12 protein-coding genes are annotated in these 13,397 nt (G+C 72.5%); 4 read left to right on the plus strand and 8 right to left on the minus strand.

Annotated features, from left to right (window positions below):
- Positions 1-6: 6 nt before the first annotated feature.
- Positions 7-675 (plus strand): permease prefix domain 1-containing protein, encoded by a 669-nt coding sequence (locus tag ACFT9I_RS22775; protein ID WP_382566875.1) that lies wholly within the window; start codon positions 7-9, stop codon positions 673-675.
- 108 nt (positions 676-783) lie between these two features.
- The gene (locus tag ACFT9I_RS22780; RefSeq protein WP_382566876.1) at positions 784-1,836 is read left to right on the plus strand and encodes a biotin/lipoate A/B protein ligase family protein; all 1,053 of its coding nucleotides are present in this window, start codon (positions 784-786) and stop codon (positions 1,834-1,836) included.
- Between the two features lie 306 nt (positions 1,837-2,142).
- On the opposite strand, the gene ACFT9I_RS22785 is transcribed toward ACFT9I_RS22780, so the two are convergent.
- Entirely contained in the window at positions 2,143-2,841 is a 699-nt protein-coding gene (locus ACFT9I_RS22785) for a response regulator (RefSeq protein WP_382566878.1), read from the minus strand.
- A complete protein-coding gene (locus ACFT9I_RS22790) occupies positions 2,838-3,983 on the minus strand; it encodes a sensor histidine kinase (RefSeq protein WP_382566880.1) in 1,146 nt (381 codons plus the stop codon). The genes ACFT9I_RS22785 and ACFT9I_RS22790 overlap by 4 nt, the downstream gene beginning before the upstream one ends.
- 167 nt (positions 3,984-4,150) lie before the next feature.
- On the opposite strand from ACFT9I_RS22790, the gene ACFT9I_RS22795 reads away from it, so the two are divergent.
- Together ACFT9I_RS22795 and ACFT9I_RS22800 are read left to right on the plus strand one after the other, a co-directional pair.
- Positions 4,151-5,158, plus strand: coding sequence for a carboxymuconolactone decarboxylase family protein (locus ACFT9I_RS22795; RefSeq protein ID WP_382566882.1), 1,008 nt, complete (start codon positions 4,151-4,153; stop codon positions 5,156-5,158).
- Positions 5,155-5,979, plus strand: coding sequence for a class I SAM-dependent methyltransferase (locus ACFT9I_RS22800; protein ID WP_382566884.1), 825 nt, complete (start codon positions 5,155-5,157; stop codon positions 5,977-5,979). Before ACFT9I_RS22795 ends, ACFT9I_RS22800 begins: the two co-directional genes overlap by 4 nt.
- Before the next feature lie 12 nt (positions 5,980-5,991).
- Here the strand turns inward: ACFT9I_RS22800 and ACFT9I_RS22805 are convergent, their stop codons facing one another.
- From ACFT9I_RS22805 to ACFT9I_RS22830, 6 genes are all read right to left on the minus strand, one after another.
- On the minus strand, positions 5,992-6,993 hold the full coding sequence (locus ACFT9I_RS22805; protein ID WP_382566885.1) for a TIGR03842 family LLM class F420-dependent oxidoreductase: 1,002 nt from the start codon (positions 6,991-6,993) through the stop codon (positions 5,992-5,994).
- A 20-nt stretch (positions 6,994-7,013) separates the two neighbouring features.
- Complete coding sequence (hydA, locus tag ACFT9I_RS22810) at positions 7,014-8,417, minus strand: dihydropyrimidinase (RefSeq protein ID WP_382566887.1); 1,404 nt, start codon at positions 8,415-8,417, stop codon at positions 7,014-7,016.
- A gap of 162 nt (positions 8,418-8,579) precedes the next feature.
- Entirely contained in the window at positions 8,580-9,851 is a 1,272-nt protein-coding gene (locus ACFT9I_RS22815; protein WP_382566901.1) for an aspartate aminotransferase family protein, read from the minus strand.
- Between the two features lie 95 nt (positions 9,852-9,946).
- Positions 9,947-10,789 carry a nitrilase-related carbon-nitrogen hydrolase gene (locus ACFT9I_RS22820; protein WP_382566888.1) on the minus strand — a complete coding sequence of 281 codons (843 nt, stop codon included), beginning with the start codon at positions 10,787-10,789 and terminating at the stop codon, positions 9,947-9,949.
- Between the two features lie 242 nt (positions 10,790-11,031).
- Positions 11,032-12,672 (minus strand): hypothetical protein, encoded by a 1,641-nt coding sequence (locus ACFT9I_RS22825; protein WP_382566891.1) that lies wholly within the window; start codon positions 12,670-12,672, stop codon positions 11,032-11,034.
- A 226-nt stretch (positions 12,673-12,898) separates the two neighbouring features.
- Entirely contained in the window at positions 12,899-13,279 is a 381-nt protein-coding gene (locus ACFT9I_RS22830) for a PPOX class F420-dependent oxidoreductase (RefSeq protein ID WP_382566893.1), read from the minus strand.
- Between the last annotated feature and the right edge of the window lie 118 nt (positions 13,280-13,397).

A 13,397-nucleotide genomic window follows, 5' to 3' on the forward strand; every position in this document is an offset into this window, starting at 1 on the left:
AAGGACATGAGCACCACGCACACGCCCGACGATCCCGTCGCGGACTACGTCGCCGTCCTGTCCGCCGCGCTGCACGGGCCCGTCCGGGCCAAGTCCCGGATGGTCCAGGAGATACGGGACGGCCTGACCGACACCGTGGAGGCCCACACTCGCGACGGCGTGCCCCCGGACCGGGCGGCCCTTCTGGCGGTGCGGGAGTTCGGCACGCCGGAGGAGCTGGTGCCCAGCTGTCAGCGGGAGTTGACCATCGCGCAGACCCGGCGGACCGCGCTGTCCGTCACCCTCACCGTCCCGTTCCTGATCGCCTGCTGGCATCTGATCTGGACCTCGGGCCAGGGCTGGCAGCTCCAGCAGACGGCGCAGCTGGTCGCCGTCCAACTGGCGGCTGTCGCGGCCGTCGCCACCCTGCTCGCGGCAGCGGCGCTCGCCGCCACCGGCGCGCTGGCGCGCAAGCTGCGGACACCGGAGCGGCTGCCGCTGGCCGTGGCCTGGGCGGGCACGACGGCCGGTGTGGCGATGGTGGTCGCCACGCTCGCGCTCGCCGTGCTGTCACCGCTGGCCACGAACTGGCCGCTGGTCACCCTCGCGGCCATGGTCACCGCCCTCTCCCACGGCATGGTGGCGTCCTCCGCCCGCGCCTGCCGCCGCTGCGCGCGCCTGCCCGCCGGGGCGTAGGGAACGCGGCCCGGGATGATCCCCCCCGGGCGGGTGTGTTGCACTCACCGGACTCGCGTTCGTGGTGACGTGACGCGGAGAGAACGCGCAAGAGGCGGAGGCACAGCGGTGCACGGTGAGTACAAGGTGCCGGGCGGCAGGCTCGTCGTCGTGGATCTGGACGCGCGGGACGGCGTGCTGCGTGATGTCCGGGTCGCCGGGGACTTCTTCCTGGAGCCGGACGAGGCGATCCAGGTCATCGACCGGGCGCTCGAAGGCGCGCCCGCCGATCTCGACGCGGTCGGTCTCGCCGCCCGTATCCGGACGGCGCTCCCGCCCGGCACCCAGATGTACGGGCTGACGAGCGAGGGCATCGCCATCGCCGTACGACGCGCGCTGGCCCACGCCACCGACTGGACGGACTACGACTGGCAGCTCATCCACATGGAGCCGCAGTCGCCCGCGCTCCACATGGCGCTGGACGAGGTCCTGACGACCGAGGTCGCGGCCGGCCGCCGCGCGCCCACGCTGCGCGTCTGGGAGTGGGCCTCCCCCGCCGTGGTGATCGGCAGCTTCCAGTCGCTGCGCAACGAGGTGGACCCGGCCGCCGCCGAACGGCACGGCGTCACGGTCGTACGGCGGATCTCGGGCGGCGGTGCCATGTTCATCGAGCCCGGCAACACCATCACGTACTCGCTGTCCGTCCCCGACGCCCTCGTACAGGGCCTGACGTTCGCCGACAGCTACGCCTATCTCGACGACTGGGTGCTCGGCGCGCTGGGCGACATGGGGATCAAGGCCTGGTACCAGCCCCTCAACGACATCGCCACCGAGGCGGGCAAGATCGCGGGCGCCGCGCAGAAGCGGGTGGTGGGCGGGGGCGCCGTACTGCACCACGTGACGATGGCGTACGACATCGACGCAGACAAGATGCTCGAAGTCCTGCGTATCGGCAGGGAGAAGCTCTCCGACAAGGGCACGCGCAGCGCGAAGAAGCGGGTGGACCCGCTGCGCCGCCAGACGGGTCTGCCGCGCGAGGCCGTCATCGAGCGGATGATCGGGTCCTTCCGGGGGCGGTACGGCCTTGTCGAGGGCAAGGTCACGGACGAGGAGATGGCGCGGGCGCGCGAGCTGGCGGAGACGAAGTTCGGTACGCCGGAGTGGACGGCCCGGGTGCCGTAGCCGGGGCGCCGAGCCCGGTTCGCTGCCGATGCCGTACCGGGGCCGCGGGGCCGGACGGCCCGGCATGCCTGCGGGCAGCGGCGCCCGCCCCGCCCGGTGGACCACTCCGGACGGCGACCCCGCTCCGGGCCGTCCGACTCCCCCACCGGGTGGCGGAGTGACCAACGGCCCTGGGCGACGGTCGCGTCCCTCACCGGCCACGGCTCTCCGGCACGCCGCGCGAGCCTCGGCGCTCCGTCCCCGGCCGAAGTCCCCGCCGACGGGCGCGGCCCGTGGAGACCGGCCGTCAACCTGCGGACCGCGACCTCAGCCACCCGCCCCTCGCGGTGTCACCAGCCCCGACTCGTAGGCGAACACCACCAGTTGGGCCCGGTCCCTGGCCCCCAGCTTCGTCATCGCCCGGCTGATGTGGGTCTTCGCCGTGAAGGGGCTGACGACCATGTACGCGGCGATCTCCTCGTTCGTCAGTCCGCGCGCCGCCAGCCCCGTCACCTCGCGCTCCCGCCGCGTCAGCGTCTCCAGGCCCGGCGCGGTCGAGCGGTCCGGCGGGCGGGACACGAACTCGCCGATCAGCCGACGCGTGATGGACGGCGACAGCAGCGCGTCCCCGCGCGCCGCGACGCGGACCGCCTGGAGCAGTTCGACCGGCTCCGTGTCCTTGAGCAGAAACCCGGCGGCCCCGGCACGCAGCGCGTCGAAGACGTACTCGTCCAGACCGTAGTTGGTGAGGATGACGACATGGACGCCCGCCAGGGCGGGGTCGGCCGCGATGTGCCGGGTGGTCTCGATGCCGGTCATCACCGGCATCTGTACGTCGATGAGCGCCACGTCCGGGACACACCGCCGCACCAGGTCCAGCCCCCGCTGCCCGTCGGCGGCCTCCCCGACCACCTCGATGCCCTCCTCGGCGTCGAGCAGCGCGCGGAACCCGGCCCGCATCAGGGCCTGGTCGTCCACCACCACGACCCGGACCGACTCCGACTCCGACTCCCGATCCCCGATCACACGCTCTCCAGGGGGAGTTCGGCCCGTACGGTGAATCCGCCGCCCGCGCCCGGCGCCGCGTGCAGCCGGCCGCCCAGCGCCGCGACGCGCTCGCGCATGCCCGTCAGGCCGGTGCCCTCGGCGACCTGATCGCCCGGCGCGGCAGGGCCCGCGTCCTCGATCTCGACCAGCAGGTGGCGCGCCCGGTGCGTCAGCCGTACCTCCGTCTTCGCGCGGTCCGCGTGCCGGGCCACATTGGTGAGGGCCTCCTGGACGATGCGGTACGCGGTCCGGTCGACGGCCCCCGGCAGCGGCCCGGGGGCCTTGTCGGTGTACGCGACCGAGACGGCGACGGCGATGCCCGCCGCCCTGGCCCGCTCCACGAGTTCGTCCAGCCGGTCCAGGCCCGTGCCCTGCGCCACGACATCCGTACGGAGGACTTCGAGCGTCGACCGCAGCTCACGCATGGCCTCGCCGCTCGCCTCCTGGATGGCCAGCAGCGCCTCGGGCACCTCGTCGCCGCGCTTGCGCGCGAGATGCACCGCGACACCCGCCTGCAGCTTGACGATCGAGATGGAGTGGGTGAGCGAGTCGTGCAACTCACGGGCGATCCGCAGCCGTTCCTCCCCCGCCCTGCGCAACGCGGCTTCCTCACGCGTGCGTTCGGCCTCGCGCGCCCGCTCCTCCGTCTGCCGCAGATAGGCCTGCCAGTTCTTGTCGACGAGTCCGGTGACGCCCGCCGAGAGGAACCAGCCGACCAGCAGCACGGTCCGCTCCACGATGTCGTCGGCGCCCGGGTCCACGGCGAAGAACACGGCGAGGAAGACGGCACTCGCCGCGATGCCGAGCGGCCGGCGACCGCTGCGCGCCGAGGCGTGGACGGCCGCGAGTACGGGGAAGGCGGCCCACGAGCCGGGCTGCCCGTGCAGGACGTACGCGAGCATGCAGAGCGTCGTCACGACCAGCACGGCGACCGGCGCGCGCCGGTGCGCGGCCAGCGTCAGACAGCCCACCACGATCAGCAGACCGTCGAGCGGGTCCGGGCCGGGGCTGTCGGCGACCACGGCCGCGAGCAGCACCACACCGCAGGTCAAGGCCGCGAGCGCCGTATCCAGCAGCGACGCCCGTCGGCCGGCCGCCGAGCCCTTCGATTCGCCCCCCATGGCGGCACTGTAGCCAGCGTGCGACGGGCCGCGCGTCATCCACGGCGACTGCTTCCGCGCTACTCCCCGCGCAGTAGTCGCCGCCCGGCACGGCATGGTGGGCGCAGGCCCGAATGTCATCGGCGGTACGACGCCCCGGGGCGGTGACCACGGAGATCATCGGCCCCATGACTCAGACGCGAACGTTTCGCTACACCACTCCGGAGCCGCCGAAGTCCGCGACCGGCGTCACCGCCGACGTCTACGCGCAGCTCGCCACCGACCTCGGCTTCGAGGCCGCGCCGACCTTCGTCGTCCTGTCGGCCGCTCCCCCGCTGCTGACGGCGACGTGGGCCGTGCTCCGCGAGTCCCTGCTGGCGGGTGTGGGGTCCCGCGTGGACAAGGAGGTGGTGGCCGCCGGGGTGTCACTCACCAACCGCTGTCCGTTCTGCGTGGACGCGCACACCGTGCTGCTGCACGCGACGGGCGAGCACGGCCTCGCCGAGACCGTCGCGCGCGGCGCGGAACCGGCCGATCCGGGGCACCGTCGGCTGCTCGCCTGGGGGAGGCGGATGGACGCGGGGCGCCCGTTCCCGGCGGAGCACACGCCCGAGTACATCGGGACGGGCCTCGCCTTCCACTTCATCAACCGCGTCGTGTCGGCGCTGCTGACCGAGGACATGCTGCCGGGCGACGACCGGAAGGGGCAGATTCTGCGGGACATGGCCGACGCGGACCTGTCCCGCACGGTCCGCCGCGAGCTGCCTCCCGGCGACAGCCTGCCCCTGCTGGAGACGGCGGGCCCGGCTCCCGCGTGGGCGGGTGACAGCCCGGTCGGCGCGGCTTTCGGCGCGCTGCGCACGGCGGCGCACCTGGGTGCGGGCCTGCTGAGCGACGAGGACGCGGCGTACGTACGGGAGACGGTGACCGCCTGGGACGGCGTCACCCCGCTCCCGCTGACCGGCGGCGACCTGCCGGGCCGGGACGAACGGCCGGGCGCCCGGCTCGCGTTGCTGGCGGCCCTCGCGCCGTACCGCGTCACGGACGAGGATGTGGCGGCGTGGCTCGTCCCGCCGCGCACCGACCACTGCCTGGTGCATCTGGTCGCCTTCGGCGCGATCTGCGCGGTGGAGCGCGTCGAGTCGGCCCTCATCGGCTCCGCCGCCGCGCCGGCCGGTGTCGGGGAGTCCGCGTGAGCGCCCCCGGGTCCACGGCGGTGGCCGACGCCTGGAACGGTCCCGTCGGCGCCCACTGGGCGGAGCATCACACCCGCTACGACGCGATGCTGGCCGACTTCGACGACGCCCTCTTCGCCGCGGCGGCTATCGGCGAACGGGACCGCGTCCTGGACGTGGGGTGCGGCAGCGGCCTGACGACCCGGCTGGCCGCCCGCCACGCCGCGCGGGGGCAGGTCACGGGTGTCGACATCTCGGCGCCCCTGCTCGACCGTGCCAGGTCGCTGACCGACGGCCGTGAACTGCCGCACGTCGGCTATGTGTTGGGGGACGCGCAGCTGTACCCGTTCCCGGCCGGGGCGTACGACGTGGTGATCAGCCGGGGCGGTGTGATGTTCTTCGCCGACCATGTCGCGGCCTTCACCAACATCGCGCGCGGTGTACGTCCCGGTGGCCGGCTCGCCCTGCTCTGTCCGCGCCCGGGGGCGCCGGACGGCGAGGAACGGGCCGCGCTCGGCCGACTGGCCGCGCTGGCCGGCCAGGACCGCCCGATCCAGGGCGAGTTGGCCGCCGCGATGGCGTCGCTCTCGGAGCCGTCCCGGGTCCGGGAGGTGCTGTCCGGGGCGGGGCTCGCGGATGTGGGCGTGGACGCCGTGACACGACCGGCCTGTTGGGGGCGCGACGCCCCGGACGCCGTCGACTTCTACCTCTCGCGGACGCCGGGACTGACCGTGCCCGACACCACGCGTGCGGAGATGGCGGCGGTACTGCGGCCGTACGAGTCGCGGCGAGGGGTGCTGCTGGGCGCCGGGGTGTGGATCGTCACCGCCCGGCGCCCTTGAGAGGGACCCGGCTCAGTCGGCCAGCGCGGGGATGATCTCGGAGCCGTACGTGTCGATCGTCGCTTCCTTCGCGTCGTGCATGTTGTAGACGGCGAACTGGTCGACGCCCAGGGCCTTCAGCGTCCGCAGCTTCTCGATGTGCGCCTCCGCCGGGCCGAGCAGGCAGAAGCGGTCCACGATGTCGTCGGGCACGAAGTCCGTGGAGGGGTTTCCGGCGCGGCCGTGGTGGCTGTAGTCGTAGCCCTCGCGCTGTTTGATGTACGTGGTGAGGGCGTCGGGCACCAGGTCGGAGTGCTCGCCGTAGCGGCTGACCAGATCGGCGACGTGGTTGCCGACCATCCCGCCGAACCAGCGGCACTGGTCGCGCGCGTGGTCGAGGTCGTCGCCGACGTAGGCGGGGGCGGCGACGCAGATGGTGACGGAGTCCGGGTCGCGTCCGGCGTCGGACGCGGCCGTCCGGACGGCGTTGACCATGGTCTCGGTGAGATACGGGTCGGCGAGCTGGAGGATGAAGCCGTCCGCCTGCGCGCCGGCCATCGCCAGGGCCTTCGGCCCGTACGCGGCCATCCACACCGGCAGCTTCCCGTCCCGCACCCAGGGCAGTTTGAGCGGCTTGCCGTCCACCAACGCCTCGCGGCCCTCGGCGAGTTCACGGATGACGTCGATGGCCTCACCGAGCCGCGCGAGGGTGTTGGGCGCGCGGCCGGCGACCCGCATGGCGGAGTCGCCGCGGCCGATGCCGCACACGGTGCGGTTGCCGTACATCTCGTTGAGCGTGGCGAAGGTGGACGCGGTCACCTCCCAGGTCCGGGTGCCCGGGTTGGTGACCATCGGCCCGACGATCAGCTTGGTGGTGTGTTCGAGGATGCGGCTGTAGATGACGAACGGCTCCTGCCACAGCACGGCGGAGTCGAAGGTCCAGCCGTAACGGAAGCCGTTGCGCTCGGCGCGCCGCATGAGGCCGACGACCGCCGATGCCGGCGGGTCGGTCTGCAGGACAAGTCCGAAGTCCATGGCCGGGCCACTCCCAACTTTCAGGTGAGGTACTGACAGGTGGCGCGGGGGGTGTAACTGCCGTGCCCCGCACGGCCGGTGTACTTCCGGCCGTCGATGACGAGTTCACCGCGCGACAGGACGGTCTCGACCTGTCCGGTGATCCGCTTCCCCTCGTACACCGAGTAGTCGACGTCCATGTGGTGCGTCTCGGCGGACAGGGTCTGCTGGGCGTGCGGGTCGTAGATGACGATGTCGGCGTCGGCGCCCGGCGCGATGGTGCCCTTCTTGGGGTAGAGGCCGAACATCCGGGCCGGGGTCGCGCAGGCGATCTCGATCCAGCGGCGCCGGGTGATGTGGCCGTCGACCACGGCCTGATGGAGGAGGTCCATCCGGTGTTCCACGCCAGGCAGCCCGTTGGGGATCTTGGAGAAGTCGCCGCGGCCCATCTCCTTCTGCCCGTTGAAGCAGAACGGGCAGTGGTCGGTGGAGACGACCTGGAGGTCGTTGGTGCGCAGCCCGCGCCAGAGGGCGGCCTGGTGTTCGCGGGGCCGCAGCGGTGTCGAGCAGACGTACTTGGCACCCTCGAAGTCCGGCTCGGCGAGATTGTCGGTGGACAGGAAGAGGTACTGCGGGCAGGTCTCGCCGAAGACGGGAAGTCCCTTGTCGCGGGCGGCCGCCAGTTCGGCGACGGCTTCCTCGGCGGAGACGTGCACGACGTAGAGCGGTGCTTCGGCGACGCGCGCGAGCTGGATCGCGCGGTGTGTCGCCTCGGCCTCCAGCAGGACCTTGCGTACCTCTCCGTGGTAGCGCGGATCGGTGCGTCCGGCGGCCAGGGCCTGTTCGACGAGGACGTCGATCGCGATGCCGTTCTCGGCGTGCATCATGATCAACCCCCCGTTGTGGGAGGCGCGTTGCATGGCACGCAGGATCTTGCCGTCGTCGCTGTAGAACACGCCGGGGTAGGCCATGAACAGCTTGAAGGAGGTGATGCCCTCCTGGACGAGGAGGTCCATCTCCTTGAGGGAGTCCTCGTTGACGTCGGCGAGGATCATGTGGAAGCCGTAGTCGATGGCACAGTTGCCGTCCGCCTTCGCGTACCAGGCGTCGAGCCCCTCGCGCAGCGCCTGGCCGGGCGACTGGATGGCGAAGTCCACGATGGTCGTGGTACCGCCCCAGGCGGCGGCACGGGTGCCGGTCTCGAAGGTGTCGGCGGCGAACGTCCCGCCGAACGGCATCTCCATGTGCGTATGGCCGTCGACACCGCCGGGGATGACGTACTTGCCGGTGGCGTCGATGACCCGGTCGGCGGTCCAACTCTCCGCCACGTCGGAGCCGTTGGAGGCGAGGGCGACGATCCGGCCGTCCTCGGTCAGTACGTCGGCGTGGACTTCGTCGGCGGCGGTGATGACCAGACCGCCCCGGACGAGCGTGCGATTACTCATGGCATGGGCTCCGTGACATGACTCGACGTGGCTGAGCGGGCAGGGCGCGGGATCGGCGCGGGCGGGGCGGGCGGCGCGGGCGGGGCGCTGAGGGACCCGACGTGGTGCTGTCCTCCGCCGCCGGACGGGCCCGCTCCGGCCACCCGTCCGGCGCATCGCCGACTAGACGCTGTTCAGGGCGCGTTCGAGGATCGCCGCGCCTTCCTCGGCCTCGGCGACCGTGAGGGAGAGCGGTGGGGCGATGCGCAGCACGCTGGTGTCGTGGCCGCCGCCCTTGCCGATCAGCAGCCCGCCCTCCCGCGCCGCCTCGGTCACCGCCGCGGCTGCCTCCGGGTTCGCCTCGTCGGTACCGGGCTTCACCAGCTCGATGCCGATCATCAGGCCGCGTCCGCGCACTTCCCGTACGGCGGGGACGGTCGCCCCCACCGCGCGCAGCCGCTCGATCAGCAGACCGCCGACACGGCGCGCGTTGCCGGGGAGGTCGTGCTCCAGGAGGTAGGCGAGGTTGGCGACGCCGGCCGCCATCGTGACGGGGCTGCCGCCGAAGGTCGAGATGGAGTTGGTGTCCAGGCAGTTCATGATCTCGGCGCGGGCGACGACGCCGCCGATGGACATGCCGTTGCCGATGCCCTTGGCGAAGGTGAGGATGTCCGGCGGACCGTTCTGGGCGTGCGCCTGCCAGCCCCAGAAATGGTCGCCGGTACGGCCCCAGCCGGTCTGCACCTCGTCGCTGATCCACAGGATGCCGTGCCGGTCGAGCACTTCGCGGAACGCGGCGTACAGCCCGTCCGGCGGTGAGGTGAAGCCGCCGACGCCCTGGATCGGTTCGGCGATCAGCGCGGCGGGCGCGCGGGTGTGCCCGAGCAGGTCCTCCAGATCGGCGACGCACGCGGCGATGAAGTCCGCGTCGGACAGCTGCGCGTACGGGCCCCGGGTGCGGACGCCGCCGTGCACGTACAGCGTCTGGAGCGGCGAGAGGCTCGTCGGGGACCAGCCGCTGTTGCCGGTGATGGACACGGCGGAGAAGGACCGGCCGTGGTAGCTGTTGCGCATGGCCAGGATCTGGTTGGAGCGGCGGTACGCGGTGGCGAGCAGCAGGGCCGTGTCGTTGGCCTCGGTGCCGGAGGTGGTGACGAAGACCCGGGCGTCCGGGATGCCGGACAGGTTGGCGACGCGCTCGGCGAACTCCACCATCGGGCGGTTCAGATAGAGCGTGGACGAGTGGATGATCCGCCCGGCCTGCTCGCTGACCGCCTTGGTGACCTCGGGGAGGGCGTGGGCGGTCATGGTGGTGAGGATGCCGCCGAAGAAGTCGAGGTAGCGGTTGCCGTCGGCGTCCCAGACGTGGCGGCCCTCGCCGTGGGTGAGTTCGATGGGCCGCCGGTAGTAGAGGGCCAGCCAGTCGGGCAGGACGGCGCGGTGCCGGCCGTGCAGGTCGGTGGCGGGGAGCCGGACCGGGCCGGCGTGGGACGGGTCGTCGTGGGAGTGGTCGGCGGCCGGGGCCGCGGCCGGGTTCGCGGGCGCCTCGGTCACGGCTGCACCAGCCCCTCGTACGCGTCGGGGCGGCGGTCCCGGTAGAACGCCCACTGCTGGCGCACCTCTTCGATGAGCCCGAAGTCCAGGTCCCTGACGACCAGTTCCTCCGCCTTGTCGCTCGCGGTCTCGCCGACGAACTGGCCGCGCGGGTCGACGAAGTACGACGTCCCGTAGAAGTCGTTGTCGCCGTACTCCTCCTGGCCGACGCGGTTGATCGCGGCGATGAAGTACTCGTTGGCGACGGCGGCGGCGGGCTGTTCCAGCTGCCACAGATAGCTGGAGAGGCCGCGTGAGGTGGCCGACGGGTTGTAGACCAGTTCGGCGCCGTTCAGGCCGAGTTGGCGCCAGCCCTCCGGGAAGTGCCGGTCGTAGCAGATGTACACGCCGATCTTGCCGACGGCGGTGTCGAAGACGGGCCAGCCCGCGTTGCCCGGCTTGAAGTAGTACTTCTCCCAGAATCCCTTGACCTGCGGGATGTGGTGCTTGCGGTACTTGCCGAGGTACGAACCGTCGGCGTCGATCACGGCCGCGGTGTTGTAGTAGAACCCGGACTGCTCGACCTCGAAGACCGGCACGACGACGACCATTCCGGTCTCGCGCGCGAGGTCCCGCATCCGGGTCACGGTGGGCCCGTCGGGGACCGCCTCGGCCCACCGGTAGTGCTCGGGCTCCTGCACCTGGCAGAAGTAGGGGGCGTTGAACACCTCCTGGAAACCGATCACCTGGGCGCCCTGCCGGGCCGCCTCGCGGGCGTGCTCCTCATGCTTGGCGATCATGGATTCGGTGTCGCCGGTCCAGGTCGCCTGGACGAGTGCGGCGCGTACGACTCTGGCCACGAGCTGCTCCTTCGGCGGAAGGTCGAGCGTTCTCCCGGGCTGATCACGAGGTGGTCCCCAGTGCTTCCCGGGTGCTTTCCGAGCACTTTCTACGCCCGTAGATACGGTACGTAGGAGGAGAACCTAAGCCCGCCGTCCCACGGGGGCAAGACCATCGCTGTTAAGCCGCAGAGTCGATCATGATTCGCACCCGGCCGGTCCACAGAGCGCCGTGGACCGGCCGAGAACGGGCATCGCCGAGGTCAGACGCCGCCCATCCCCGCGCTCCGCAGCGCACGGGCCAGATCGCGCTCGTTGGTGGTGGAGACGCCCCGGGCCGCCTCCAGCAGCAGCGGGACCAGGCGCGGCGGGTCCACCACCGCGATCCGCGCCGCGTCCTCGGGCGTACGGGCCCGCACGAAGGCCCCGAGCAGCGCCTGGACCTCCTGGGCGCGGCCCGCGTCGCCGAGTGCGGAGACCACCTCGCCGATGTCCTCGGGGGACCGGGAGATGCCCTGGCGCAGCAGTACACCGCAGTCCGCGTCGCGGCCGGCCATGGCGAGCGCGCCCGCCGCCGCGGCGAGTCTGTCGGGCGGCAGGGACGACACCTCCCACAGCACCGACGCCCAGTCGGCGCCGAGCTCGGCTCGGTGCAGTTCGGCGGCGAGGAACGGCAGTTGCTCGGCGGGTCCGGCCGCCGCCTCGTAGAGCACCACGTGCGCCTCGCCGGTGCGACCGGCGGCCCGTAGCCGTACGAGGACGGCCACGGTGTCCAGCGCGGCGCGGCGTGCCTCCGACTGCTGCCGGGTCATGCCGCCCTCGGAGTCCCCGTCGCGGGCCTTGCCGGAGCCCGTCGCACCGCCGAAGCGGGCACCGCGCGGTGCCGCGGTGGCGGCGGGCGGGTTGATGGGCGTGGCCGCCGCCGGATCGGTGGCGTCGGTGAAGGCGTAGCGCGCGCCCCGCTGCTTGCGCTGCTTGCGGCGCTGGCCGGGCACCTGCGCCATTTCCTGCGAATCGTCCGGGCGTACGGCGGGGTTGGAGCCCGTGTCGCCCGGGTTGCCCTCGTCCCCCACGCCCCGGCGGCTGTCCGGGCCGCCCCAGCCCTCGGAGTCGCGTCTGCCGTCGCCGCCGTCGCGGGAGCCGGTCCCGCCGCCCCGGCCGGGCTCCGGCCGGAACCACTCGTCGGGCGCGGCGGGCCGCCCCCCGTCAGGACGGCCGAAAACCGACTGGTCGTCGACCGCCGGCTCCTCGGCCCGGTACCACCCGTCGGCGGCCGTGGGCCTGGCCTCCGGCGAGCCGTACTCCGGGGCGGGCGCGGCGTGCGCGGGCGAGGACGAGCGCGGGGTGGGTGCGCCGTGCGCGCCGTGGGTGGAGTGCGAGGCGGGCGCGTTCGACGGCTCGGCGACAACCGCGAGGCGTTCGCGCAGCTCGGTGCAGCGGGCCGTGGCGCGCGCGTAGTCGTCACGGACCCAGGCCAGGTCGTACTCGAGCTGGTCCGCCTCGGGCGAGCCCTCGGCGACCAGCCTGAGGCGGCGCATCACCTCGTCGGCGCGGCCCGCGGCCGTGGCCTGTTCGTGCTGCATCAGCCGCAGCCGCTCGCGGAGCGCGTCGAGGCCGCCGGGGAGCCGGTCGTGCGCGGCGGCGGACGCGGCGTGCAGCCTGCTCGCGCGGGCCGTCTCCCGGTCGACGGGCCGGTTCTCATGGCTCGCGGCGAGATCGTGGAGCAGGGACTCGACCACGTCCCAGGGCGGCACCTCGGCGCCGTCGAGACAGGCCCGGAGTCCTTCGGGGTCGCGCTGCCTGAACACCGCGTACCAGCCGCCGTCCGGGTCGAGGAGCGCCGTCATCCCACGGAAGTACCGCGCGAAAGCCCCGATCTCCGCCGGAAGTTCATGCCTTGTCATTGCTGTCTTTCCCGCCCCTGCCCTGCTGCGCACTGCCGTAAGGGAACCGTCCGGCCCGCCGGCATGAAACCGCAGCCGTGTTACGTGACGGCTACGCGGGATTGTCGCGCACGGTGCGGTGCGATCACTCAAGTATGGCTTCAGCGAGTGGCCGACGTCACGTTTCCCAGGAAAAGAACTGGTTACAGGTCAAGGTTGTTTCACAAGTCGGCGCGCCGACAAGGCGTCAGAAAGTCACCACGATTCCGGTGTGCACGCGCTTGCCGCGCCGTACGAGCGCGGCCGGCTTCTGGACGAGCCAGGACTGCCAGGTGTACTTGCGGGCCAGGAGCTTGTCGATCCGCTTGATCTCGTCGCCCTCCAGCAGCCGGGCCGTCCCCTCGGCGCTCGCCGCGCCCGGCGCGATGCGCCCGCGCATGTCGCACGCGGTCACGACGACACGGCTGTTGTTACGGATCCGCTTGACCTTCCAGGAGTCGCTGCGGGTCCAGATGTACAACTCGCCGTTGTCGACGGCGTGCCAGACCGGGGTGTCGACCCCGCTGCCGTCCTTGCGGTAGGTGGTGAGGCTGACGTAGCGGCTGCGTCCGAGCGCGTCGAGAGTCATGTCCCGGAGACTACGCCGCGACCGGAACCGCGTCCGCCGGAACCGCGCCGACCGGCCACGGAAGCCCCGCAGGCCGCCGGGACGCGTGTCCGGCGCCGCCCCGAGGACTCAGGGGCTG

Source organism: Streptomyces sp. NPDC057137, assembly GCF_042670825.1.
GTDB lineage: Bacteria > Actinomycetota > Actinomycetes > Streptomycetales > Streptomycetaceae > Streptomyces.

Bases quoted from the DNA above. Each gene is read 5' to 3' on its own strand.
- ACFT9I_RS22775 (WP_382566875.1), top strand. From the start codon at position 7: ATGAGCACCACGCACACGCCCGACGATCCCGTCGCGGACTACGTCGCC.
- ACFT9I_RS22790 (WP_382566880.1), bottom strand. From the start codon at position 3,983: ATGGGGGGCGAATCGAAGGGCTCGGCGGCCGGCCGACGGGCGTCGCTG.
- ACFT9I_RS22795 (WP_382566882.1), top strand. From the start codon at position 4,151: ATGACTCAGACGCGAACGTTTCGCTACACCACTCCGGAGCCGCCGAAG.
- ACFT9I_RS22805 (WP_382566885.1), bottom strand. From the start codon at position 6,993: ATGGACTTCGGACTTGTCCTGCAGACCGACCCGCCGGCATCGGCGGTC.
- hydA (WP_382566887.1), bottom strand. From the start codon at position 8,417: ATGAGTAATCGCACGCTCGTCCGGGGCGGTCTGGTCATCACCGCCGCC.
- ACFT9I_RS22825 (WP_382566891.1), bottom strand. From the start codon at position 12,672: ATGACAAGGCATGAACTTCCGGCGGAGATCGGGGCTTTCGCGCGGTAC.
- ACFT9I_RS22830 (WP_382566893.1), bottom strand. From the start codon at position 13,279: ATGACTCTCGACGCGCTCGGACGCAGCCGCTACGTCAGCCTCACCACC.